The sequence below is a fragment of the Thiomicrorhabdus indica genome, from assembly GCF_004293625.1.
Taxonomy (GTDB): Bacteria; Pseudomonadota; Gammaproteobacteria; order Thiomicrospirales; family Thiomicrospiraceae; genus Thiomicrorhabdus; species Thiomicrorhabdus indica.
Genome location: NZ_CP033040.1, coordinates 2,334,110 through 2,357,239 on the forward strand (window position 1 = coordinate 2,334,110; position 23,130 = coordinate 2,357,239).

The 23,130-nt window shown below is 42.5% G+C and carries 20 protein-coding genes and 2 pseudogenes; 9 read left to right on the forward strand and 13 right to left on the reverse strand.

Annotated elements, in window-relative coordinates:
• Window positions 1-584: 584 nt before the first annotated feature.
• From D9T12_RS12575 to D9T12_RS10300, 3 genes and pseudogenes are all read left to right on the forward strand, one after another.
• Window positions 585-2,365: pseudogene (locus D9T12_RS12575) on the forward strand (sensor domain-containing protein).
• Window positions 2,343-2,747 (forward strand): PilZ domain-containing protein, encoded by a 405-nt coding sequence (locus tag D9T12_RS10295; protein ID WP_130538089.1) that lies wholly within the window; start codon window positions 2,343-2,345, stop codon window positions 2,745-2,747. The pseudogene D9T12_RS12575 and the gene D9T12_RS10295 overlap by 23 nt, the downstream one beginning before the upstream one ends.
• A gap of 65 nt (window positions 2,748-2,812) precedes the next feature.
• Window positions 2,813-3,157 carry a PilZ domain-containing protein gene (locus tag D9T12_RS10300; protein ID WP_130538090.1) on the forward strand — a complete coding sequence of 115 codons (345 nt, stop codon included), beginning with the start codon at window positions 2,813-2,815 and terminating at the stop codon, window positions 3,155-3,157.
• Window positions 3,158-3,191: 34 nt separating this feature from the next.
• Here the strand turns inward: D9T12_RS10300 and D9T12_RS10305 are convergent, their stop codons facing one another.
• The gene (locus tag D9T12_RS10305) at window positions 3,192-3,803 is read right to left on the reverse strand and encodes a hypothetical protein (protein ID WP_130538091.1); all 612 of its coding nucleotides are present in this window, start codon (window positions 3,801-3,803) and stop codon (window positions 3,192-3,194) included.
• 378 nt (window positions 3,804-4,181) lie between these two features.
• A pseudogene (gene parE / locus D9T12_RS10310) lies at window positions 4,182-5,984 on the reverse strand (DNA topoisomerase IV subunit B); the annotation flags it as partial.
• 174 nt (window positions 5,985-6,158) lie between these two features.
• On the opposite strand from parE, the gene ung reads away from it, so the two are divergent.
• The gene (gene ung, locus D9T12_RS10315) at window positions 6,159-6,842 is read left to right on the forward strand and encodes a uracil-DNA glycosylase (protein WP_130538092.1); all 684 of its coding nucleotides are present in this window, start codon (window positions 6,159-6,161) and stop codon (window positions 6,840-6,842) included.
• 435 nt (window positions 6,843-7,277) lie between these two features.
• Here ung and D9T12_RS10320 read toward each other — a convergent pair whose 3' ends face one another.
• From D9T12_RS10320 to glyQ, 7 genes are all read right to left on the reverse strand, one after another.
• The gene (locus D9T12_RS10320; protein ID WP_130538093.1) at window positions 7,278-7,958 is read right to left on the reverse strand and encodes an OmpA/MotB family protein; all 681 of its coding nucleotides are present in this window, start codon (window positions 7,956-7,958) and stop codon (window positions 7,278-7,280) included.
• Window positions 7,955-8,839 (reverse strand): OmpA/MotB family protein, encoded by an 885-nt coding sequence (locus D9T12_RS10325; RefSeq protein ID WP_130538094.1) that lies wholly within the window; start codon window positions 8,837-8,839, stop codon window positions 7,955-7,957. The genes D9T12_RS10320 and D9T12_RS10325 overlap by 4 nt, the downstream gene beginning before the upstream one ends.
• A gap of 18 nt (window positions 8,840-8,857) precedes the next feature.
• Window positions 8,858-9,700, reverse strand: a complete 843-nt coding sequence (locus tag D9T12_RS10330) for a motility protein A (protein ID WP_130538095.1) — start codon at window positions 9,698-9,700, stop codon at window positions 8,858-8,860.
• A gap of 134 nt (window positions 9,701-9,834) precedes the next feature.
• Window positions 9,835-10,587 (reverse strand): lysophospholipid acyltransferase family protein, encoded by a 753-nt coding sequence (locus D9T12_RS10335; RefSeq protein WP_130538096.1) that lies wholly within the window; start codon window positions 10,585-10,587, stop codon window positions 9,835-9,837.
• On the reverse strand, window positions 10,578-11,126 hold the full coding sequence (gmhB, locus tag D9T12_RS10340) for a D-glycero-beta-D-manno-heptose 1,7-bisphosphate 7-phosphatase (protein WP_130538097.1): 549 nt from the start codon (window positions 11,124-11,126) through the stop codon (window positions 10,578-10,580). The genes D9T12_RS10335 and gmhB overlap by 10 nt, the downstream gene beginning before the upstream one ends.
• 230 nt (window positions 11,127-11,356) lie before the next feature.
• The gene (gene glyS / locus D9T12_RS10345; RefSeq protein ID WP_130538098.1) at window positions 11,357-13,486 is read right to left on the reverse strand and encodes a glycine--tRNA ligase subunit beta; all 2,130 of its coding nucleotides are present in this window, start codon (window positions 13,484-13,486) and stop codon (window positions 11,357-11,359) included.
• Complete coding sequence (gene glyQ / locus D9T12_RS10350) at window positions 13,486-14,409, reverse strand: glycine--tRNA ligase subunit alpha (RefSeq protein ID WP_130538099.1); 924 nt, start codon at window positions 14,407-14,409, stop codon at window positions 13,486-13,488. The genes glyS and glyQ overlap by 1 nt, the downstream gene beginning before the upstream one ends.
• Window positions 14,410-14,579: 170 nt before the next feature.
• Here glyQ and D9T12_RS10355 point away from each other — a divergent pair, with 170 nt between their 5' ends.
• The 3 genes from D9T12_RS10355 (at window position 14,580) to D9T12_RS10365 (ending at window position 17,388) form a co-directional block, all read left to right on the forward strand.
• The gene (locus D9T12_RS10355; RefSeq protein ID WP_130538100.1) at window positions 14,580-14,846 is read left to right on the forward strand and encodes a sulfurtransferase TusA family protein; all 267 of its coding nucleotides are present in this window, start codon (window positions 14,580-14,582) and stop codon (window positions 14,844-14,846) included.
• 91 nt (window positions 14,847-14,937) lie between these two features.
• The gene (locus D9T12_RS10360; RefSeq protein WP_240693179.1) at window positions 14,938-16,263 is read left to right on the forward strand and encodes a M23 family metallopeptidase; all 1,326 of its coding nucleotides are present in this window, start codon (window positions 14,938-14,940) and stop codon (window positions 16,261-16,263) included.
• Window positions 16,264-16,269: 6 nt separating this feature from the next.
• Window positions 16,270-17,388, forward strand: coding sequence for an anhydro-N-acetylmuramic acid kinase (locus D9T12_RS10365; RefSeq protein ID WP_130538101.1), 1,119 nt, complete (start codon window positions 16,270-16,272; stop codon window positions 17,386-17,388).
• Window positions 17,389-17,538: 150 nt separating this feature from the next.
• Here D9T12_RS10365 and D9T12_RS10370 read toward each other — a convergent pair whose 3' ends face one another.
• The 3 genes from D9T12_RS10370 to argC form a co-directional block, all read right to left on the reverse strand.
• Window positions 17,539-18,690, reverse strand: coding sequence for a citrate synthase (locus D9T12_RS10370; RefSeq protein WP_130538102.1), 1,152 nt, complete (start codon window positions 18,688-18,690; stop codon window positions 17,539-17,541).
• A gap of 25 nt (window positions 18,691-18,715) precedes the next feature.
• Window positions 18,716-19,057, reverse strand: coding sequence for an iron-sulfur cluster insertion protein ErpA (erpA, locus tag D9T12_RS10375; RefSeq protein WP_130538103.1), 342 nt, complete (start codon window positions 19,055-19,057; stop codon window positions 18,716-18,718).
• Between the two features lie 172 nt (window positions 19,058-19,229).
• A complete protein-coding gene (argC, locus tag D9T12_RS10380) occupies window positions 19,230-20,285 on the reverse strand; it encodes an N-acetyl-gamma-glutamyl-phosphate reductase (protein ID WP_130538104.1) in 1,056 nt (351 codons plus the stop codon).
• A 367-nt stretch (window positions 20,286-20,652) separates the two neighbouring features.
• On the opposite strand from argC, the gene msrP reads away from it, so the two are divergent.
• Together msrP and D9T12_RS10390 are read left to right on the forward strand one after the other, a co-directional pair.
• The gene (gene msrP / locus D9T12_RS10385) at window positions 20,653-21,561 is read left to right on the forward strand and encodes a protein-methionine-sulfoxide reductase catalytic subunit MsrP (protein WP_130538105.1); all 909 of its coding nucleotides are present in this window, start codon (window positions 20,653-20,655) and stop codon (window positions 21,559-21,561) included.
• A gap of 8 nt (window positions 21,562-21,569) precedes the next feature.
• Window positions 21,570-22,160 (forward strand): protein-methionine-sulfoxide reductase heme-binding subunit MsrQ, encoded by a 591-nt coding sequence (locus D9T12_RS10390; protein WP_130538106.1) that lies wholly within the window; start codon window positions 21,570-21,572, stop codon window positions 22,158-22,160.
• A gap of 212 nt (window positions 22,161-22,372) precedes the next feature.
• Here the strand turns inward: D9T12_RS10390 and D9T12_RS10395 are convergent, their stop codons facing one another.
• Complete coding sequence (locus tag D9T12_RS10395) at window positions 22,373-23,068, reverse strand: glutathione S-transferase (protein WP_206199096.1); 696 nt, start codon at window positions 23,066-23,068, stop codon at window positions 22,373-22,375.
• Window positions 23,069-23,130 lie beyond the last annotated feature (62 nt).

Below are 23,130 nucleotides of genomic sequence, written 5' to 3' on the forward strand. Positions count from 1 at the left end.
ATGCAACATCATCCAACAGAATTTAAGTTGAAACACCTTATCAGTGCATTGATTATCGCTCTAATCAGCGTCAGCCTGCTGTGCAGATATTCAGCTCTTTAACACTTCACTACCAACTTGATAAGAAAACTCAACTCGAAAACCTGCTCAAATATGAACAATCATCCATCCCAAACCTGTCACCGGCCGAACTCAAAAAACACCTGCACAACCAATGGCAAATCTTTCAACTCTCCTACCCCGCTACCGAATTAGCCATTGTCGAATTTTCTGACTCTGGTTCCAAAGTTATTTTTTCAAGTTTCCAAAACACCCCACAATCGCACCAAAGCTCTCTAAACGAACGAATTTTGCAACTTAGCGAAAAAAGATTGCTAGAAACGCCAAAAGATCAAGACTCAAGCATAGTCGAGTTTCTGAACCAACAGTGGCAAAGTTTTTTAGACAGTGAACAATTTCATTTGCAATCATTTATGCCTGAGAACGGTTGGTATCTTGCTAGCTATCAGCCACACAACTGGCTACCCCCATTTGCTCAAAAAAGTCTATCGACAACTCTTACAATTTTAGCAATCACCATTACTATGATTGCTTTCGCATTTTTCTTTAGTCTGCAAAAAACCACAAAACGGCTCAACAGCACTCAAGAGCGCTATCAACAATTTCTTAATCAAAATCTCGACTGGGTTTGGGAAACGGATACCCAAGGCATCATTATTTACAGCAGTGATCACAGCTTTAACCTGCTCGGAATCGATGCCAACCGACTCCTTGGTATTAGCCTTTTTTCATTGATTGAACAAACATACCACCCAGAAGAGATAAAAAAATTACGACACTCACTGACCCAAACAGACCCTTTTTTCAATCTGGAATTTGCGCTAAAACATTCGTCAAAGAAACGTGTCTATGGCGTATTTTACGGCCAACCTTTTTTTGACAATCATAATCAGCTTCTGGGTTTTCGTGGGACGTGTCGCAACATTAGCGCTTATAAAAAACGACAAAATGCGTTGATTGAACAGTTAAATTTTGATCCTGTCACGCAATTACCTAATCGAGTTTACTTAATGAACAGCCTAAATCGGCTCTATCAATCAAAGGTTGTAGGACAACACTACGCCTTGATATTACTCGACTTAAACGGCTTACAGGAAGTCAATGATTTTCATGGCCATCGGTACAGCACATTGGCACTGCACTTAAGTGCCGAACGCATTCGAAAAGCCGTCGCACAGAAAAATTTAGTCTGCCATCTGAACGGAACCGAATTTGCAGTTTTGATTCGCACCCCTCACGCCACCAAAAAATCCATCACCGCTCAAATGGAACTTTTGGCGGAAGAACTTATCTATGAACTTGAGCAAACAATGATTTTCGAAGAGCACAGCATCATGCTCAAGGCCAATATCGGTATTGCACTTATCCCAGAAAACGGTAACCAAGCACCTAAAATTTTATCGAGTGCAAACCAAGCGCTCTATGAGTCGAAACAAACTGGGTATGGTCGTTATCAATTTGCCTCGACCGATCCGACAAATTATGAACAAGCACACTACAAAACTGCGGAACAACTCAAAACTGCGCTGGAAAAAAACCAGTTCAAGGTGAAATATCAACTTCAAGTAAATACTTTGCAACAAAAAATCATAGGACTTGAAGCATTACTTCGTTGGCAGGATCCAGATACCCAAAAATCATACCGGCCGGTGAATTTATTCACATTGCTGAAGAAATGAATCAAATTATCGATCTCGATATGTGGATGCTTAAACACGTTTTTGATGATGGGCAACAACTTATCAGCCAGCTGCGATTACATCCACAAGAAACTGACAACCTGCCAACAATCGTAATAAACCTATCCAGTGATACATTGATTTCAGAGCGATTGAAACCGACCTTGCAACAACTTATAAAAACCACGGATTTTCCGGTTCAAAAACTGAGATTCGAGATATCTGAAAACCAACTGGTTCGTCATGCGAATAAAGCAGCCTGTGCCATCAACGAGCTATCTAAAATGGGCATTAAGTTTAGCATTGACCAATTTGGAACAGGCTGGTCAAACCTCTCTTATTTGCAATCACTTCCAATCAGCTTCATTAAAATCGACAAAAGCAACATCTCAGACATTGCCAATAATCCACAGAGTATGAAACTGACAAAAACACTCATCCAAATGGCTCATTCGCTGCAAATTGAAGTGATTGCCGAAGGCGTAGAATGTGATTCGCAAAAACACTTATTACAACAAAATGGTTGTATTTTCATGCAAGGCTACTTATTCTCGGATATTATAAGCTTGAGAAAAGTCCAATCTATCATCGAGCACAATCTAAATGACCAACCAATCCCTAACTGAAAAACGCTGTTCAGAACGCGTGTTAATTCGCCGGCCGGTGAAGTTCACTCCCTTAAAGCATACTGATGCAAGTGATCGCCGTTTGTCACCAAACGACACTCTTGAACATCAACAATGGAATAGTGCGAATTTAATTGATTTATCTGACTGCGGTATGGGACTCATATGCGACCGCGTAGCTCAACCCAACGAGTGTTGGCTTATCTCTCTGACCTTACCTACATACGATAATGATTCACCTCTGATTCTAAGAGCCAAAGTAATTCGTAGCGAAAAAATTCGTCAGCAATACCTTATCGGATTGGAAATGCTTCATCCAAGTGCTCACGATTTAATCGTCATTCATGATTTTTTTCGTTACCACCAACGTTTTTTTGCCTAAAATACCCCTAATGATGCGGTGTTCATCACCACACTCACCTTTCAAATCACGAATGAGAATCAACTATGCGGGTAAAAACTGACCGACGGGTCACATTAATTGGTAAAAACGGCCAAGCAAAAGCTCAGATGGTAGACATCTCAACCGATGGGGCTGGTGTATTAACCCCTCGAGGTGCAAAAGTCGGTACAGAACTTGAACTCGTGTTTGAAATTCCGACCGCAGAATATTTCCAAACGTTGAAGATTCTCGGTACAGTGACACATCGCCACCATGCCGAACAAGGCATTTACCTTGAACTGACTTTTGACGATTTATCGTTTCAAGAAGAGCGCTACATTCGAGAGTTCGTGGATTATAAAAACCGCCTTCATGCAATGGGAAAACGTTCCTACGGATCACCCTACTAAAACAGAGAATACAATTATGGATTGCTCTGAAAATCTATTTCATACAAATAGAACCGTATCTCTCAAGTAATGCTTGCATACCTTTTAGAGAGAATTGGTAATCATGTTTTCCCAATTTCCGGTGTTCAAAGCTGACCTGAATCACTTGCCCTTGCGAAAACTGATTCAACATTTCACGATACCCTTCATTCATTAAACGCAGTGCTTTTTGCGCACCTTCCGAGCTCATTTCAATTCGTAGCTTATTGGAGATTTCATCCGCATTTAGAGTCGGTTTAAGCACGGCTTGCAAACCTGAAACAGGTTGCGTTTTGAGACCTTTAACCGAATAAGAAGCCGACATGAACTTCGGTGTTTCGCTTAAAATTTCATCATCAAATAACAAAACTTGAAAGACAGGGAATGGCGACATCGTGGAGCAACCCAATCCAAAATAAGCGGCTTTATCAACCATCTTGGTAAACGCCTCCAACTCCATCACATCGCCATACATGTCGTTATACAAACTTATGTGATAATCTCCGAGCACTTCCGTTCGATCGGCTGCATGCACCGTGTAAACATTCGAAACCAATAAGCTTGATAATACGATGACAGAGTTTTTTAAAATCGCCGAAAAGAATTTACCGGCCGGTACAAAATTCATAAACGTCCTTTTTTGTCCATTTTGAACAGATGGTAGTTAAGCTTTATGATTGAACAGGAATAAAAATCCAATTCAAACCTGACTCAAATCTGCCAAATCCCCTTTTTCCTCAAGCCACTGCTTACGGTCACCGGAACGTTTTTTCGCGAGTAACATGTCCATCACCTCCAACACTTCAACCGCTTTATTGGCATCAGACTGAACCGCACTCTCCAGCGTTGCAAACCCTTCTTCCTCTTCAGCCAAAGGTTTAGGGGGTGATTTAGGGGTTGGTTCAGATAAATCTAAATGCGCTTGTATGTCCTCTTGATTCAACTCAAAGTCTGAATCTGGAACATTCACTTCTGGTAATTCTTCACCGGCCGGTAAGATTTGATCCGGCTGAATTTCTTGTTCAGCATTCATCTGCAACTGAACCAAACGACGACTTTCCGGCAACATGGTTGTTTCTCGCAATTGCGCAGGATTCATTTCACCCAATCCTTTGAAACGCGTCACTTGGATTTTCCCCTGCAATTTTTCCGCCGAAATTCGATCTAAAATCCCTTGGCGTTCAGCCTCATCCAATGCATAAAACACTCGTTTGCCTACATCCACTCGATATAACGGTGGCATAGCGACATAGATGTGACCTTGCTCAATGAGCTTTGGAAAGTGGCGAACAAACAACGCACAAATCAGTGTTGCAATGTGCAAACCATCGGAGTCTGCATCCGCCAAAATACAGATTTTTCCATAACGCAATCCGGTTAAATCATCCGATCCTGGGTCAACACCGATCGCGACCGAAATATCATGAATTTCTTGTGAACCCAACACTTGGCCAGAATCCACTTCCCAAGTGTTCAAAATCTTGCCGCGTAGCGGCATAATCGCCTGAAAATTTTTATCGCGCGCTTGTTTAGCCGACCCACCGGCTGAATCCCCTTCTACTAAAAACAACTCAGTCATCGCCAAATCGGTTTCGGTACAATCCGCTAATTTTCCGGGTAATGCTGGCCCAGAGGTAATTTTTTTACGCGTCACTTTCTTCGCTTTTTTCGAGCGGTTACTGGCGTTTTGAATCACTAAATCGGCGATCTTCTCGGCCACATCGGTATGTTGATTAAGCCACAAGCTCAACGCATCCTTGACCACTCCAGAAATAAACGGTACACACTCTCGTGACGATAAACGCTCTTTGGTTTGCCCTGCGAATTGCGGTTCACGTAATTTAGCTGACAACACAAATGCAACGTTCAACCACGCATCTTCCGGTGTAATTTTGACACCTCGCGGCAACAAGTTACGGAATTCACAAAATTCTCTTATTGCCTCTGTGACACCGGCACGCAATCCATTTACATGGGTTCCACCCTGCGGAGTGGGAATTAAATTCACATAGCTTTCTTGTAAGCCTTCACCCGGCTCCTGCAGCCAAGTAATCGCCCATGAAACGGCTTCATTTTCAGATTGCGACTCACCAATAAAACCGTCTTCCGGCAAACGTTCTCGTTCGGCTAGGGCATCATTCAAATAATCTTGAAGACCATTTTCATAGCACCACTCTTCTTTGGCTTTTGATTTTTCATCAATAAAGGTGATTTTAAGCCCAGGACTTAACACTGCTTTCGCTCTTAAAAGGTGTTTAAGCGGATTCAGAGCAAACTTAACGGAATCAAAAAATTTGGCGTCCGGCCAGAAACGAACAATGGTTCCAGTGTTTTTCTTGCCCACCTTGCCAGTGATTTCCAGTGACGAATCCAAGTCGCCATTTGCAAAAGCAATATGGTGCAATTTTGCATCGCGTTTAATTTCAATATCGACTTTCAGCGATAATGCATTAACCACGGAAATCCCTACACCATGCAAACCACCAGAAAATGCATAGCTTTTATTGGAGAACTTCCCACCTGCATGCAAGCGAGTCATAATGACTTCGACCCCAGAAACGCCTTCTTCTGGGTGGATATCGACCGGCATACCTCGCCCGTTGTCTTGCACACTCATCGAACCATCGTCGTGATGTGTCACAATAATCTGCGATGCAAAGCCAGCCAAGGCTTCATCCACACTATTATCAATCACTTCCTGCGCCAAATGGTTTGGACGCGTCGTATCGGTATACATTCCCGGACGTTTTCGAACAGGGTCTAAACCGGTTAAGACTTCAATTTCGGCAGCATTATAGTTTTCACTCAAAGCTTGGGCTCCTCAGTGCTAAAATAGCATATTGACTATCGCGATAAAGGTTTGGCAACTCGTGGCAGATAAACGTGAAAATGAAATTTTATTTTCCGCTGCCTATTTCCAAGCCAAAACCTAAAAAATCATACCATAGATTTCTGTTACAAAAATTCAAACCGTAGACAAACAATGAGCAATCCTATTCAGCTTGAACCCTCTTGGCTAAAGGTTCTTCAACCACAGTTTAACCTTGAATATATGCAACGATTAAAAGCTTATTTAGTTGCCGAAAAAAACGCTGGCAAACAGATTTTACCGGCCGGTAAACTTTGGTTTAATGCATTGAACTCCACGCCACTTCAATCAGTAAAAGTGGTGATTATTGGACAAGATCCTTACCCCAACCCCACCCATCCACATGGACTGTGTTTTAGCGTCCAGCCAGATGTAAAACCCTTACCAAAATCACTCATCAATATTAACCAAGAGTTATTGGAAGACGTTGGTGTCGATAATTCGCACACAGGGTATTTGCAGCCATGGGCAGAACAGGGTGTGTTGTTACTCAATGCGGTTTTAACGGTTGAAGCCGGCAAATCAAACTCCCATCAAAATATGGGTTGGGAACAATTTACCGACGAAGTCATTAAGCAGGTCAATCAACATTGCGACCATTGCGTATTTATTTTATGGGGAGCTTACGCCCAGAAGAAAGGTAAACAAATTGATGCCTCGCGCCACTTGGTTATTAAAAGTCCGCACCCATCGCCCTTATCGGCTTATCGCGGCTTTTTTGGTAGCAAGCCATTTTCCAAAACCAATGACTATCTGATGGCACATGGCAAAACCCCAATCAATTGGCAGTTGCCCTAAGGAATCTCTGATTGAATCAAATAGTTGCGAATAAACTTTATAAGAAGTTTATTGCTGAGCGCCCACTCCCCCTTCGAAGTGAGTTTTATTTCGAGCTTGGTGAAAGCTTCTGAATAGCGATTAAGTTGTTTCTAGACTTACCCTCTAAGAGGCGTCTAGTTCTTCGTTTGAGTGTAACGAGTTCGAAATCGCCAGATGGTGAACCTAGCGAGATAAAACGAAACGAGAGGGGCCAGCTTTCTTTCTTGGCTAGACACCAAGTTCTTTGTTTGATTCGTTTCTCGACTTACCCCTTCGGGCGTCGAGTTCTTTGTGTCTTTTGTCAGCACAAAGAAATGAACAAAAAACTGTTAGTAAGACTTCAAACTTAACACTAAAATCAAAAGTGAAAATTGAACCTTACCAATCACATAATTTACTTACCCGAATTTAACTTCAAATATTCTGTGCTTCCTGAAACCCAGCACTAATTAAAATCTCTACCCGTCGGTTAAGGTTCTTATTTTCCGCTGACGAATTGACCACCACAGGGTGATATTCGCCCATCCCCATGATTGAAAACTGCTCTGGCTGCAACCCACTATTGGTATAAAGTGCCTGCATCACCGCTTGAGCTCGCATAGCGCTTAAAAACCAGTTATTGCGCAACGGAGACAAAGGATCAACCGGATCATTATCGGTGTGACCTTCAATAATAACCTCCGACAACCACTCAAAGCCATTTTGCTTGGCTTTGGCGATGACCTTTGAAGGTTCTGCATTTTCACGAGCTTGTAAAATCGGCGTATCAGAAAGCAGTCTTCCCACTTCATTTAATTGGCTACTTAACAATTCAGTCGGTTGATAACTGGCCGACTCAAATGCCAGCGGATTTTGTATACGCAATAAAATACCTTGAGGCACTCTCGTCACATCAAGCAATGATAGATTCTGTAAGGAAACGTTACTTTGCAAGTACAAGTAGGATTGGTCAATTTGGCGTTCTGACCATTTTTGCAACTGATTAATCTCTGCCTTATTAACGACAATAATCATAATAAAAAAAGTAATCAGCAACGTGACCATGTCTGCAAACGCAAGCATCCATCCTTTTTTGGCACGGCTACGAGCACTCATAACTCGCCTCGTGCAATGACAGAATCATCTGAAATTGTGGATGGTGCTGGCGCTTTCAATACCTCAAAGCCGACCGGTTTAATGACTGGGGTAATATAAATTTCAATACGACGGTTTTGAGGGGCATTGGCATCACTTAGTGCGGGTTTAAAACCACCATAGCCCGCAATCGAAAACTGTGCACGTGGCATTAAACTATGCGTTTGTAAATAGCGCATGACAGCAAACGCGCGAAAACTACTCAATTCAACATTGTCTTTAAAGCGAGCATTTTTAGCCATGGGTCGCGCATCCGTATGACCAGCCACACGGATTTGCATCGTCAAAAATTTATTCTTTTTCTGTAAACGTTTACTCAAGTTCTGACGAATAGCATTGTCATCATTCAACTTTAGGTGCTGCAAAAGCCCTGCCACTTGCAATAAATAAGGAACAAAATCGGGATGGATTTTGGCTTGCGCAGAATCGAATTGAAGAATTTCCTGATTGTGTAATAACTGCGTATCAAAACTCAACCGTACGCCATGATTCAAAGTATTTTCAATACGTAACCAAGGCAAATCGTAGCTCGTCTTATACGCCTCAGATTCCATGTAAATATTTTTAACAAGCTTTTGATACAGCCGCTTATCATCAGAAAATTCCAATTCAACCAACAAAACACTCAGCAAGAAAAAAGCTAACAGCCCGCTAAATAAAGAAATGTAAATAATCAGCCAAGATTTCTTGGCACTGTGACTGGAATCACTTGCTCCAGATGCTCGCATTAAGCGTTTTAAGATGGATGAATGATGTTCACCAGAAACCAATTCTGTACCGGCCGGTAAACCTTTCTCGGACAGAACAGGATGGTTGTCATTGGTTTCAGAAGACAAATGCATATGATCAGCCAGAAGTCATTACGTTATGCTTTGATTTACCGCCTTTTCAATGATTTCCTCTTCAAGATAATCATTCAAATAAGACAATAAACGCTCACGAACCAATAAAGTCGATTCTTGCTGTTTAATCGCCATCACCGCTTCAATAATCATCTCGTTCTGCAACATTTCTGCATCACTTAAAATTCGAAGCTTGCCTGCGATAGGTAAAAACAATAAATTGGCAAAAAGAACACCGTAAAAGGTCGTAACTAGCGCCAAACCCATTCCCGTTAACAAACCGCCTAAGAGCTCGGTTGAATCCGAACCATAAGGAGAAGAGTCACCTCCACCAACCTGAACGGTCATCATCATAATCAACCCCATCACCGTGCCCAGCATTCCGAATGCAGGTGCATAGGTGGCGAGGTTTTCAAAGGCTTCTTGGCAGGTTTGATGTCGAAGGCGAGTTTGCAGTAGACGGGAAATTAGTTTTTGCTTTAGTTGGTCTTTGTCGCGATAAATTAGCATTTCGGTCATGGCAAAACGCAAAAAGCGGTTATCCACCATCTCGAGTTCTTTTTCGAGCGCTAAAACCCCTTTGTTTTTGGCGGTATGGCTGTAACTAACAAGATCGTCAATAAGCTCATCCGGCGTGACCGGTTCGTCTCGAAGCGTTTTAACAAAACCATGAAAAACACATAAAACTTGTTTAAAAGGATAATTGATAAGTAAGGCTGCAAGAGAGCCACCCAGCACGATCGCAAGTGCTTGAGGATTGAAAAAAGCGTCAATCAATTGCTGACTTTCAAAGTCATAAATTCCGCTTCCAATCATAATAAGACCGAGAATCAGTCCCAGCATTGTCGCAAGTTTACTCATGGTATCAGTGCTCGTTTTTTGACAGATACCAGTTTAAAGCAAAGCTTACGCCAATTGTAGTAACAAAATGTACTGGATATTTGTATGGGTTGATTTAACTATAAATTCGCTACACAAAGTCAAAATCTTCTCATCTAGCGCGAAGAACTCACTTTATCATCCGGCTTTATATCTGGAAGCGATTTTTGGAACCACTGTTCAATTTTCTGATTCAGCTCCGCAACACTCAGTTGCTCAAGTTCATCTGACTCAATCGGTTCGCGAATAAAAACTTCAATCGTCCCCGGCTTTTTAATAAAGCTGTTTTTCGACCAGTATTTCCCGGCATTGTGCGTCACAATATAAACAGGAACTTTTGCCTTCAGCGCCAACATGGAACCACCCACATTGATTTTTCCAAGCTCATTGGTTGGCATTCGAGTCCCTTCAGGAAAAACCACCACCCAATCTTCCCCATGCAAACGCTCAACACCCTCTTTCAGCATTTGGTTTAAAGCTTTTCGACCTGCAGAACGATCAATTGCAATCGGATTCAAAAGCTTCATTCCCCAGCCAAAAAAAGGAATACTTAATAACTCACGTTTTAAGACATAGGCTTGTCTTGGAAAAATCTTTTGGAATGCAAGGGTTTCCCAAGCCGATTCATGACGGGCTAAAATCAAGCTTGGTTTGCTGGGGTCAACTTTATCAAGTCCATGAATTTTGTATTTCACACCGCATGTGACACGTAACCACCAAATACAGAATTTAGCCCAATAATGCATAAATTGGTAGCGTGTTTTTACGGGAAACGGACGTGTCAGTTGCCCGAGAACTGAGAAAAGGAGCATTGAACTAATTTGTCCAGTTGCAAATAACAACGAGCGAATAAAGTAAATTATTTGCATAATAAATGGTCAACCAATTGAGCTAAATTTTCAAATACAGGTACACTTTCAAGAAACTCTGGCTGAGCTTGCAGAGTTTTCATACCTTTTCCTGTTTTCACTAAATAGGGATGCATGCCATGGTTTCTGGCAGCCTGCAAATCTCCAAGCGTATCTCCAACCATAGGTTTGCCTTCAAGCGATACATTTAATGCTTTCTCTATCGACTGCAACATACCAGTATTCGGTTTTCTAGAGGGCGAGTTGTCATTGGACAAGTAGGGAGAGAAGCTAATCCAATCAACACCTTCACTGCCTAACTCTCTCAAACCCATTCGCATTTTTAAGTGCATCGCGCTTAAAGTTGCTCGCGAGTAATAACCTCTACGAATACCCGATTGATTGGTCGCAACAGCAACTCTCCACCCTGCCGATTTTAAACGCGCGATTGCCTCCAAACTGCCATCAACCGGAATCCATTCATCGGCCGATTTAATAAAGGCGTCGGAATCGTAATTAATCACGCCATCGCGATCTAAAACAATAATTTTTTCATTCATATTTTATAGACTTAAAAAATCGAACAAGCTTTCATTTGAACCGGCCGGTAAACTTTTTAAAAAGAATCATTTGGCATGAACGACCCGAGTCGAGCGACTCTCGAACGAATTTACAACGCAAGGGTACAAGCCATGTTTTTAAAATAGTTTACTGGCCGGTTTTTCGCTTTTTCTTAAGATCAAAACAAAAAAATTCCCGCGTTTGCGGGAATTCTTAAAACCAATCAATGTTACGACAAACGCGAAATATCCGCGACTTGCAAGAACAATTGATAAATTTGATTCAATAAGGCTAAACGGTTATTTTTCACTTTTTCATCCTCTGCCATGACCATCACATTATCGAAGAAGTCATCGACTTGTGGTCGAATGGTTGCCAGCGAAGCCATTGCCGCTTGATAGTTATGCTCTGCAATCTGCTCGCTGACACTCTCACGCAAGTTTTCCAGGGCGCTCCACAAAGCGGTTTCTGAATCACCTTCAAACAGTCCCGTATCAACTGTTTCAGCAATCACACCATCGACTTTTTTCAGTAGGTTTGCAATGCGCTTATTAGCCGCAGATAAACTTTCCGCTGCATCCATTTGCGCAAAATAAGCCACCGCGGCAATACGCTGAGAAAAGTCAATCGGATGCGCTGGACGACACACACGAACAGCTTCAAACTGCTCGGCTGAAATCCCTTGATCAGCATAGTAAGCTTTCAAACGACTGATAATGAAGTCGTAAATTTCATCAATAAGAATCTCATTTTCAGTAGCACCTTTTTTTGTAACAGTAGCCGTTCCGCTTGTTCCCGAACGTTGCGAACTTTGATATTCAAGATGGAGCTTCCAACTTTCGGTAATCAATTGACGCAAATCTAAATCGAGTTTTTGCTCAATCATAATACGCAGCATACCCAAGGCCGCACGACGCAATGCAAATGGATCTTTATCGCCAGTTGGGATTTGACCGATACCATAAATACCCGTGATAGTGTCTAGCTTGTCAGCAATCGCTAAAGCCTGAGCAACGCCACCGGCCGGTAAATCATCCCCAGCAAAACGTGGTTGATATTGTGCGGACAAAGCTTCGGAAACTTGAGTATCTTCGCCCATTTCGGTTGCATAATAACGCCCCATAATACCTTGCAAATCAGGGAATTCACCGACCATTTCACTCATCAAGTCACATTTCGACAATCGCGCAGCTCTTTCACACAACGCTGATTCAACGCCCAATCCTCGACCAATTTTCACAGTCAGTGTTTCTAAGCGCTGAACTTTATCGAACAAGGTTCCTAACTTTTGCTGGAAAACAACCGTTTTTAAGCGGTTCAAGAAGTCATCTAAAGGATGCTTGCGATCTTGATCCCAGAAGAACTTCGCATCCGACAAACGAGGACGAATCACACGTTCATTTCCATCTTTCACCGATGCTGGATTTGAGCTTTCAATGTTTGAAATAGTAATAAATTTGGCCATTAATTTGCCATTGGCGTCCAACATGTGGAAATACTTCTGATGACCTTTCATCGCTGAAATCAATGCTTCAGATGGAACGCTCAGGAAGATTTCATCGAAGTCGCCTACAACAGCTTGCGGCCACTCATTCAAGGCTGTGACTTCATCCAACAAATCTTCATCAATTTGTGCCACGCCACCGTGTTCTTTGGCAGCAATTTCAACTTGCTGGCGAATCATATCGGCACGCGTTGAAAAGTCTGCTTGGACATAGCCTTGAGTACAAAGCGTATTGATATAGTCACCAGGATTCGCAATCGTGATTTTTTGAGGCGCATGGAAACGATGTCCTTGCGTGGTGTTTGAGGTTTGATGTCCAAGAATCGTCGCAGGAATCACATCAGAATCTGCCAACATCACCGCCCAATGCACAGGTCGCACAAATTCAACGTCTGACGCTCCCCAGCGCATACGCTTCGGAATCGGCAATTTTGCAAGAGACTGGGACACAATCGCCGGCAGTAATTCTTTGGCATCTTGCCCTGCTTGTTCCATGAAATACACCATCCAAGTGCCTTTCGGTGTTTCTTGCTCAGACAGTTCAGCAACCGTTACGCCACAACCACGAGCAAAACCTTCCACAGCTTTGGTTGGATTTCCGTCGGCATCAAAGGCGGCTTTTTTGGCTGGGCCCTTTCGCTCAACCGTTTTATCGGCTTGTTTCGCTTGCAGCTCTTGAACACGAACGGCTAGACGGCGTGGAGAAGCATAAAGACTCACTTCACCATAGCTTAATTCTGCATCAGCAAGACCCGCTTCAATGCCTGACCCAAAAGCTTCAGACAGTTTTTTCAGTGCCTTTGGAGGCAATTCTTCCGTTCCAATTTCGACTAGAAAATCAAATGTCGCACTCATTATTTTGCCTCCTGCGTAGATTTCACCAATGGGAAGCCTAATGCTTCACGCCCTTCGAAATAAGCTTCAGCAATTTGGCGAGCCATCGTACGAACACGACCAATAAAACGCGCACGTTCCGTCACAGAAATCGCATGACGGGCATCCAACATATTGAATGCATGAGAGGCTTTCAGTACTTGTTCATAAGCAGGTAAAGGCAATTTATCTTCAACTAACTTAGCGAAGATTTCTTCGCACTCATCGAAGGTGCGGAATAATTTTTCAGTATCGGCTTTTTCAAAGTTGTATCGTGACATTTCCACTTCATTTTGATGAAAAACATCTCCATAAGTGACTTTACCTTCTGGGCCGTCTACCCATGTCAAATCGTAAACGGAGTTGACCCCTTGCAAATACATTGCAATTCGTTCAAGGCCATAAGTGATTTCTCCCGTTACTGGTCGGCACTCCAAACCACCCACTTGTTGGAAGTAAGTGAACTGTGTCACTTCCATGCCATTCATCCAAACTTCCCAACCCAATCCCCAAGCACCGAGCGTTGGTGATTCCCAGTTATCTTCGACAAAACGAATATCATGCTCTAACGGGTCAATACCCAAAGCACGTAACGAATCTAAATACAGCTCTTGAATATTATCTGGCGAAGGTTTTAACATCACCTGGAATTGATAATAATGCTGAAGACGGTTCGGGTTTTCACCATAACGCCCGTCCGTTGGACGGCGACACGGTTGTACATAAGCAGCACGCCAAGGCTCAGGGCCAATTGAACGTAAGAATGTTGATGGGTGAAAAGTTCCTGCACCCATTTCGTTATCGTAAGGCTGCATGACCACACAGCCATGACTCGCCCAGAAAGCTTGCAAGGTTTGAATAAGCCCTTGGAAGGTATTGATATCTGTTGCTGCTTGTGCCGACACCGAAAAACCCCTTAGTGTTATTACAATGCACCGAGTGCATTCGTTTAAAATTGTAGATTTTGAAAATCGCAAAATTATAACGTATTTTGACGCTGGCTTTTGAATCGTTTAATGTAACTTTCGACTTGATTAAGTCCATTTGAAATTCACGCAAGACTTAAGGAAAACCTATGGAACTTGAACAACTTGAAAACCAGTGTCAAGAACACCTTAATGCCTTTGGTTTAAAGTGCCCAATGCCAGTCATTAAGTTGCAGCAAACCGCTCGTAAACTTGAAAAAAACGCAATTATTTCGATTGATTTTGACGACCCGGCCGGGGCTAAAGATATCGCAAATTGGGCAAAAGTAAACAAGCACCAGATTGAAAGTCTAATCGATTTGGAAAAAGGCCAACGTATTTACATGAGTGTGTTAGCAAATAAAGTCACCAAATAGCTTCCCATAAAGGTTTGAGCATTTAAAACCACCGCCCCAAGCGTTATAATTAAACTAATGTTCATACGCAAAATGCAAAGTTGCTGAAATTATGAAAAAACTTGTTCGTTCACGCCCTTTTCCATGGATGGCTAAATGGGTTGCCGTTCCATCGATAGCTCTTTGTTCGGCTTTCCTTATTAGCCTGCCGAGCAATTCGGACGCGAATCTGCCTATTGAGCCAATTAGAACCTCAATGCCTTTGCCTGCACCGAATGCTCTTCTCAGTCTTGAGAACGGGTCTATCAACACCGCACAAAACAAACAAAAAAATGCTCCTATCTCAGTAGAAATCAAAAAAAATGATTCTCTTAGCACCGCTTTAGATCGAGTAGGAATCACGAAACAAGTCATTCACAAATTAGCAACCAGTGAAAACAGCAAGCTGATTACATTTATTAAACCAGGTGATACGCTGAAAGTCTGGCTTGATAGCGACGGACAGCTGGAAAAAATCCATTATCCAAAATCGGCACTCACCACCGTTGAGGTGGTCAAAACTGATTTAGGCTTTCATATCCACAAACAAGTCAAAGATGTTGAAGTTCGAACAGTTGTAACACATGGTGAAATACTTGGTGCATTTTATCCTGCGGCAGAGCGTGCTGGCTTAAGCCCGAAAAGTATTATGGAATTAGCCGACATGTTGGCTTGGGATGTTGACTTTGCGCGTGAACTTCGAGGGGGCGATCGCTTTAAAGTCATTTATGAAAAACGCTACCTGAATGGTGAATACATTGGTGATGGTGACATTCTTGCTGCACAAATCACTACGGATAATGGCCAACAAATTCACAATGGTTTTGTGTTGCGTGAAAATGGTGAAATCATCGGCTATTACGATGAGAAAGGTAACAACCTGAAAAAAGCCTTTTTAAAAGCGCCAATGGATACCGTTCGCATTACCTCTCGTTTCAACCCAAAACGTTTGCACCCGATTTTTGGGGTTAAGAGACCTCATCGTGGAGTCGATTATGGTGCCAAAACTGGCACACCCATTCGAGTGACCGGAAATGGCCAAGTCACCTATCGTGGTTGGAGAGGCGGCTATGGTAAAGCGATTAAAGTTCGTCACACTAACGGCTATGAAACCTTCTATGCCCATATGTCCAAATATGGCAAGTTCAAAAAAGGCCAAATGGTGAAGCAAGGGCAAATCATTGGGTATGTGGGCAGTACCGGAAACTCTACCGGCCCCCACCTTCACTACGAATTCCGTATTAACGGTAAACATGTTGACCCACTGAAGCTTAAATTCCCAGCTGCAGGACCAATTGATGCCAAATATCGCGATCAATTTATGCAAACGTCTAGCTTTTTGTTGTCACAGCTGGATCGAATCAGCACAAATGAACAGTTAGTTCAGAACTTTGAGTAATCGGGTTTGACCACAAATACAGAACTCTATATTGGCCTCATGTCCGGCACCAGTGTTGATGCGGTTGACGCAGCACTGGTCGCTTTCAATGAAGCAGACTCTACGCCCAACTTTCTTGCTTTATATTCTCACCCTATTCCTGAAAACTTGAAAAAAAATCTGTTGGCTTGCAATCAACAAAACACACTTTCACTGGATACGTTTTGCCAGTTACAAGTTTCTACCGGCCGGTTATTTTCTGAAACCGCTCAACAACTTTTAAAACAGGAATCTTTACAGGCGCGTGACATTAAAGCCATTGGTTCGCATGGACAAACAATTTTTCATGCTCCCGGCATTGGCATGAGCCTGCAAATTGGTCACCCTGCAATTATCGCAAAACAGACTGGAATCACGACTGTTGCAGATTGTCGGATTGATGACATGGCTTTAGGCGGCCAAGGAGCCCCTTTTGCGCCTGCTTTTCATCAGTCTCTATTTTCTGAACCGTATCAAAACTCAGTGGCTGTCAATATTGGTGGTATTGCCAATATCAGTTTAATACCGGCCGGTGACTCTCAAGAAGCGCTACTGGGGTTTGATACAGGGCCTGGAAACTGTTTAATCGATGAAGCGTGTCAGCGTTTTTTTAATCAACCATATGATATCAATGGCAAACTAGCTGAATCAGGAAAAGTTCATAGAGAACTATTAGAGAAACTATTTACTGATGACTATTTTAAATATCCTGCGCCCAAAAGTACCGGCCGGGATAAATTTAACTGGCAATGGTTAAATCAGTTTGAAATAGACACAATCGAACCAAGTCATCTATTGGCAACGCTGACAGAACTCACAGCCATCACCATTGCAGAGGCAATTTCAACAAAAAAAGATTACTCAAAAGGCAATATTTGGGTTTGCGGCGGTGGTGCTTACAACCAATATTTAATGCAACGTCTGCAAGCACATTTACCCAATGCAAATGTTCAAAGCTCAAGCAAGAAAAAGATTAATCCAGTCGCTATTGAAGGAATGTTATTCGCTTGGTTGGCAAAACAACGATTAGAACACCGGCCGGTAAATTTAAAAGACGTGACTGGCGCCACAAGGAATGCGATTTTAGGAGGCGTTTGGCAACCCTAAGAAACAAGAACTGGGTAATGAATGGAATAACTTGTTTTCAAAAGCGTCGCAAGCCGAAAATGGCTGCGCCGAGCTCTCAAAGATCAACCAATAATGTGTTTTAAGAGTATCTTTTGAAAATCTGTTGTCGTCTTTAAAATGTGGATACTCCTACCCACGCTCATCCATTGGCAAATAGCATGCCGAGCCTTTCCCTTTATAGATTTGTGTCGGACGGAAAATACGATTGTTTTGTAATTGCTCACGCCAATGCGCCATCCAACCAGCGGAACGAGCCACGGCAAAAATCGGCGTAAACAGACCTGGATCAAAGCCCATCTCTTTATACAAAATACCCGAATAGAAATCGACATTTGGATAAACGCCTTTGTGTCCAAGAAGTTCTTCGCACACTTTTTCCACTTCCAAAGCTGTGGCAAAAGAAGCGCTTAATTTTTCAGATTTTCCTTCCAGCATTTTGCTGGATAACTTTTGCAAAATATTGGCACGAGGATCTTTTGTTTTGTACTCTCGATGCCCCATTCCCCAAATCACTTTCTTATCAGCCAAACGGCTTTCAATATAAGGGCGTGCATTTTCAGGCGAACCGATTTCATCCAGCATCTCAATCACTTTTTGGTTCGCTCCACCATGAAGCGGTCCTGAAAGCGACGCAATCGCTGAAGCAATCACAGAACAAGGGTTTGCAAGAGTTGAACCAGTGACCATAGTGGTAAAAGTCGATGCATTAATCGTATGCTCAGCGTGCAAAATCAAAATCGCATCCAACAAACGAGCCCAATCTTTATCAGGCTCCTCACCATTCAACATATACAAAAAGTTCTCAGCATAAGTTAAATCTTTGCGCGGCTCAATCGGGTCGAAACCGTTGCGCATGTGTTCCCACATAGCAACTAGAGTTCCCATGTGTGCGATGATTTTTACCGTTACATCATTAATGTAGTCTTGGTTTTCTGTTCCGCCTTTCATATATTCAGTACTTGGATAGAAACTTGCAAGACTGGCAACCACAACTTGCAACATGTGCATTGGATGAGTAGTTGACGGTAGGTTTTTCATGATTTCACGAATATTAAACTTCACACGACGATTTTCACGCATGTGTTGCTCAAAACGTTCCAGTTCATCAGCAGTTGGCAGTTCTCCGAACAACAATAACAATGTTGTTTCTTCAAACGATGAATGTTCCGCTAGCTCCTGAATGTCGTAGCCTCGATAAGTCAAAATGCCTTTCTGACCATCGATGTATGAAATCTGAGATTCCGTTGCCGGAACGCCCGCTAAACCTGGTATGTATTGCATAAGTTGCCCTGAATTTTTGAGTGCTTTAAACGCTGAACGAAGAGCCACAGCCACAAGTCGTCGTGGCATTTGGGTTTTCAATCACAAATCGAGCCCCCTGCAAATCTTCTAAATAATCAATTTTTGCACCCACTAAATATTGAAAGCTCATTGAGTCCACAAGCAATGTGACACCATCTTTGGTGACCACTGTGTCATCTTCTGCTTGCGATTCATCAAAGGTGAAACCGTAAGAGAAACCGGAACAGCCACCACCCGTAATATATACGCGTAATTTTAAATTCGGGTTTTGTTCGTCTTCTATTAAGCCGCTGACTTTTGCCGCAGCTGCTTCTGTAAAATCCAATGGTGTTGGGATATCAGACATGTTTAATGTTCCTCTTTTTGGGTATCAATGCAGTTTTTATAGATTACTGCTATTAGATTGAGTCCCCATATTTTCCACAATGAAGCCGCATAAACGTTAATTATAACAAAATTCAATAAACTTGACTGAGTGCAAGAATTTCTTAAACTCAAATACGATTTTAAACATTAGATTATGGTAACAATGCGACTTGATTCAAGCCCATAGTTTCATCAAGGCCACACATAATATTCATATTTTGAATGGCTTGTCCTGCTGCCCCTTTCACCAAATTATCAATCACGGATGTCACCACCACTTGGTCGGAGTTTTTTGGACGATAAATGGCAATACGGCACATATTTGAACCTTTAACCATGCGAGTCTCAGGGAGACTACCGGCCGGCATGACATCCACAAACGGTTCATCTGCATAAGCTTGCTCGTAAAGCGCCTGCAACTGTTCCTGAGACTGGTCACTGGTCATAGTGGCATAAATGGTATTTTCCATCCCACGCACCATCGGAATTAAATGCGGCACAAAGGTTAATCCCACCTCTTGTCCGCTTAATTCTTCGAGCTTTTCTTTCATCTCTGGTTGATGGCGATGTCCAGCAACCCCATAAGCTTTGAAGCTTTCCGACATCTCCGCCCCCAGCATCGCCACATTTGCACCACGTCCAGCGCCGGACACACCGGATTTACCATCCACAATGATTCGACTGGCATCGATTAAATTGTTTTTTAACAGCGGCAACAATCCCAATAAAGTACTTGTCGGATAACATCCTGGGTTGGCGACAATTTGAGCCTTTTGGATTTTTTCACGGTAATACTCAGGCAACCCAAAGGCCACTTTCTCAAAAAGCTTCGCCTGAGTATGCTCCATGCCATAGTAACTTGACCAGACATCCAAGTCTTCAATACGGAAATCCGCTGCTAAATCGATTACCTTCACACCTGCATCAGTCAACTCTTCAGCCATGCTCATGGCCACGCCATGTGGCGTGGCAAAAAACACTACATCACAAGTTTTCAACTTTTCTGCATCCGGCACTGAGTAACGCAAATCATAATGACCACGTAAATTGGGAAACATGTCTGCCAAAGCCACACCTTCTTCAGAACGCGAGGTAATCATCGTCACTTCAGCTTGAGGATGATTTGCAAGGATGCGTAACAACTCCACTCCGGTGTAACCTGTTCCGCCGACAATTCCAATTTTTACTGCATTGTGTGTTTGACCCATTGTTTCTCTCTTCTAGATTGCAACATGTGCTTAATACATAATATTTCAACTATTGTAATGCTTGACAGAAAATGAATCTAGGGACAATCATTGCTTGCAAGCGAAAGCGTTACCGGCCGGTGATATTCTTACCATTTCATTCAGGTTATGGATGGCTCTTTGGGTCAAAACTATAGGCGCTGTGGGTTTGGCTTTTAGAGACTTAAAAAGCATGAACGGCGATATCAGAGGATGAAATGTATGATGCATTCATCAATCTTATACTTGATCAGCGAAAGCGACATTCAATATTTTTCCATAAAGTTTGCTTGTCACCACTCATCAACCGGACTACCCTAAAGTGAATCATTGCTTGGAGGCTAATGCTATGAAATACTCACTGAAAGATTTTGATGTCACCGATGAAAAACTCTTTTTAAATCGTCGTCAATTTATTCGAGCAGGAGTTGCAGCAGGCCTATCGCTCTCTGCTTTCCCCACTCTGGCAGCACTGAATTTCAGTGCAAACCCAAATTACCAACCCAATTTAAAGCTTACCGATTCTGAGCACGCACTTAATTACAACAATTTTTACGAGCTGGGAACGGACAAATCAGATCCTCCTCGTTATGCACATTTACTCAAAACCGATAACTGGAAAGTTCGTGTTGAAGGTCTTTGCGCAAAACCACAAATTTTTGACATGGACGACTTATTAAAAATTGAACAAGAAGAGCGAGTTTATCGGTTCCGCTGCGTTGAAGGTTGGTCGATGGTCGTACCTTGGATTGGATTCCCGTTGAGCAAACTGCTGAACAAGGTTCAACCTGATTCAAGTGCAAAATATGTTGAATTTATCAGTATTCTTGATCGTGAAAACCTACCAGGGCAAAAATTCAATGTACTCAATTGGCCTTATCGCGAAGGACTGCGTATGGATGAGGCAATGCATCCACTCACACTTATGGCAACCGGACTTTATGGGAAAGAACTAGAAAATCAAAACGGTGCGCCAATTCGTCTAGTGGTGCCTTGGAAATATGGCTTTAAAAGTGCCAAATCGATTGTCACCATTCGCTTAACCGATAAAATGCCGACCTCCAGTTGGATGGAATCCGCACCAAGCGAGTATGGCTTCTACTCAAACGTCAATCCAAATGTGCCGCACCCACGCTGGTCACAAGCAAAGGAACGCCCTCTCGGATCTTTTTTCAAAAAGAAAACTCTCATCTTCAATGGCTATGCTGATGACGTGGCTGGACTGTATAAAGGTATGGACTTGAAGCAGTACTACTAGGATTACTTATGTCTGTTTCCATTCGAATTGTGATTTTCAGTTTCATTTGTGCGCTACCGGCCGGTTATCTTGTGCAGTCTTTGTTGACAGGTAATTTAGGGGCAAATCCTGCGGAAACACTGATTCATTTTACTGGCGACTGGACAATTTATTTTCTGCTACTCACTCTGAGCATTTCGCCTATCCAAGCCTTGTTAAAACCTAAATGGCCAATACCAATGCACTTAATTAGGCGTATTTTTGGGTTAAGTGCTATGGCCTATGCCATTTTACATCTAAGCAGCTACTTCACCTTTGATATGGTGTTTGATATCCAAGCAACGATTGAAGACATTTATGAACGACCGTTTATTTTATTGGGCTTTGTCGCATTTATTTTATTGATTCCGCTGACAATCACTTCAACGCAAGGTTGGCAGCGACGACTAAAGAAACGATGGCAACAGTTACACAAATTGGTCTACCCAATCACTCTATTTGGAATTATCCATTACATTATGCTGGTCAAGGCTGATTTATTATTACCGCTACTTTATCTAAGTATTTTTGGCCTGCTCATGCTTGCCAGAGAAGCCATAAAACTAAAGCACCGACGTTAAAATTTACCGGCCGGTAGAACTTATACCACAAGGAATCTATGCCTTATAAACACGCACATTCCTAGAAAAAACAGTTATAGATCGCCGCGCTTTGCTCGCGATGACTCAAACGGCGAGTGTCATTGCGAACCCTTTAAGGGTGAAGCAAGGGTGTAGCAAGGGTGAAGCAATCCAGAATAATCAGACCAGAAAATGACTACCCAGAGGAACGATCAAGCCTCGGCTTTTTTCCGAAATTGATCTTTGGTTTGCAATTCAGGCTCATGCACCAGCAAAGCACTGTGACCTTTCTGCCAAACCGGACGATTTTTCATCACGGCTTTAAAATAATCACTTTCCAAGTGTTTATTCAGCCAAGTTTTTAATGCCGGATAATTCGCTGATTGCCACCAAATTTTATCCACATGCGCAAACTGCCGAATAAATGGAAAAATGGCTAAATCCACAACTGATAACTCTTCGCCCAAAAGATAACTTGAAGACTGCAAAGCTAATTCCAATTTTTGTAAAAATACTTCACCCTTCTGACGGGCTTGTTTATTCTCAATCTCTGGAAAATCATCCGGATATTTGTAGGCATCTAAATGCCCTTTAAACTCAAAATCATTTTGTTGAAGCCAGTGGTTAATTTGATCTTTTTGACCGGCCGGTAACAAATCGGACTCCCTTAACGCCCACTGCATAATCTCCCAACTTTCATCAATCACTTTACCGGCCGGTAGATTTTCACTCTCTGGTAAAACCAATACAGGAACGGTTCCTTTAGGGGACGCTTGCAACATTGGTTCAGGTTTATCCCAAAAGACAATTTCTCTCTGCTCAACTTTAACGCCTGAAAAATAAATCGCCAAACGCGATCGCATGGCATAAGGACAACGACGATAGGAATATAAAATTGGATAAATCATTTTTTTCAATTCTTCTAGACATAAAAAAAAGACCGCCATTTTAGGCGGTCTTAAAAGTTTGT

What these genes read in the sequence shown, in the direction of transcription:
- msrP (WP_130538105.1), top strand. Translation starts at nt 20,653, where the DNA reads ATGAAATACTCACTGAAAGATTTTGATGTCACCGATGAAAAACTCTTT.
- D9T12_RS10360 (WP_240693179.1), top strand. Translation starts at nt 14,938, where the DNA reads ATGAAAAAACTTGTTCGTTCACGCCCTTTTCCATGGATGGCTAAATGG.
- ung (WP_130538092.1), top strand. Translation starts at nt 6,159, where the DNA reads ATGAGCAATCCTATTCAGCTTGAACCCTCTTGGCTAAAGGTTCTTCAA.
- erpA (WP_130538103.1), bottom strand. Translation starts at nt 19,057, where the DNA reads ATGTCTGATATCCCAACACCATTGGATTTTACAGAAGCAGCTGCGGCA.
- D9T12_RS10295 (WP_130538089.1), top strand. Translation starts at nt 2,343, where the DNA reads ATGACCAACCAATCCCTAACTGAAAAACGCTGTTCAGAACGCGTGTTA.
- D9T12_RS10395 (WP_206199096.1), bottom strand. Translation starts at nt 23,068, where the DNA reads ATGATTTATCCAATTTTATATTCCTATCGTCGTTGTCCTTATGCCATG.
- glyS (WP_130538098.1), bottom strand. Translation starts at nt 13,486, where the DNA reads ATGAGTGCGACATTTGATTTTCTAGTCGAAATTGGAACGGAAGAATTG.
- D9T12_RS10330 (WP_130538095.1), bottom strand. Translation starts at nt 9,700, where the DNA reads ATGAGTAAACTTGCGACAATGCTGGGACTGATTCTCGGTCTTATTATG.
- D9T12_RS10325 (WP_130538094.1), bottom strand. Translation starts at nt 8,839, where the DNA reads ATGCATTTGTCTTCTGAAACCAATGACAACCATCCTGTTCTGTCCGAG.
- D9T12_RS10370 (WP_130538102.1), bottom strand. Translation starts at nt 18,690, where the DNA reads ATGCAATACATACCAGGTTTAGCGGGCGTTCCGGCAACGGAATCTCAG.
- argC (WP_130538104.1), bottom strand. Translation starts at nt 20,285, where the DNA reads ATGGGTCAAACACACAATGCAGTAAAAATTGGAATTGTCGGCGGAACA.
- D9T12_RS10320 (WP_130538093.1), bottom strand. Translation starts at nt 7,958, where the DNA reads ATGAGTGCTCGTAGCCGTGCCAAAAAAGGATGGATGCTTGCGTTTGCA.
- D9T12_RS10305 (WP_130538091.1), bottom strand. Translation starts at nt 3,803, where the DNA reads ATGAATTTTGTACCGGCCGGTAAATTCTTTTCGGCGATTTTAAAAAAC.
- D9T12_RS10390 (WP_130538106.1), top strand. Translation starts at nt 21,570, where the DNA reads ATGTCTGTTTCCATTCGAATTGTGATTTTCAGTTTCATTTGTGCGCTA.
- D9T12_RS10355 (WP_130538100.1), top strand. Translation starts at nt 14,580, where the DNA reads ATGGAACTTGAACAACTTGAAAACCAGTGTCAAGAACACCTTAATGCC.
- D9T12_RS10335 (WP_130538096.1), bottom strand. Translation starts at nt 10,587, where the DNA reads ATGCAAATAATTTACTTTATTCGCTCGTTGTTATTTGCAACTGGACAA.
- gmhB (WP_130538097.1), bottom strand. Translation starts at nt 11,126, where the DNA reads ATGAATGAAAAAATTATTGTTTTAGATCGCGATGGCGTGATTAATTAC.
- D9T12_RS10300 (WP_130538090.1), top strand. Translation starts at nt 2,813, where the DNA reads ATGCGGGTAAAAACTGACCGACGGGTCACATTAATTGGTAAAAACGGC.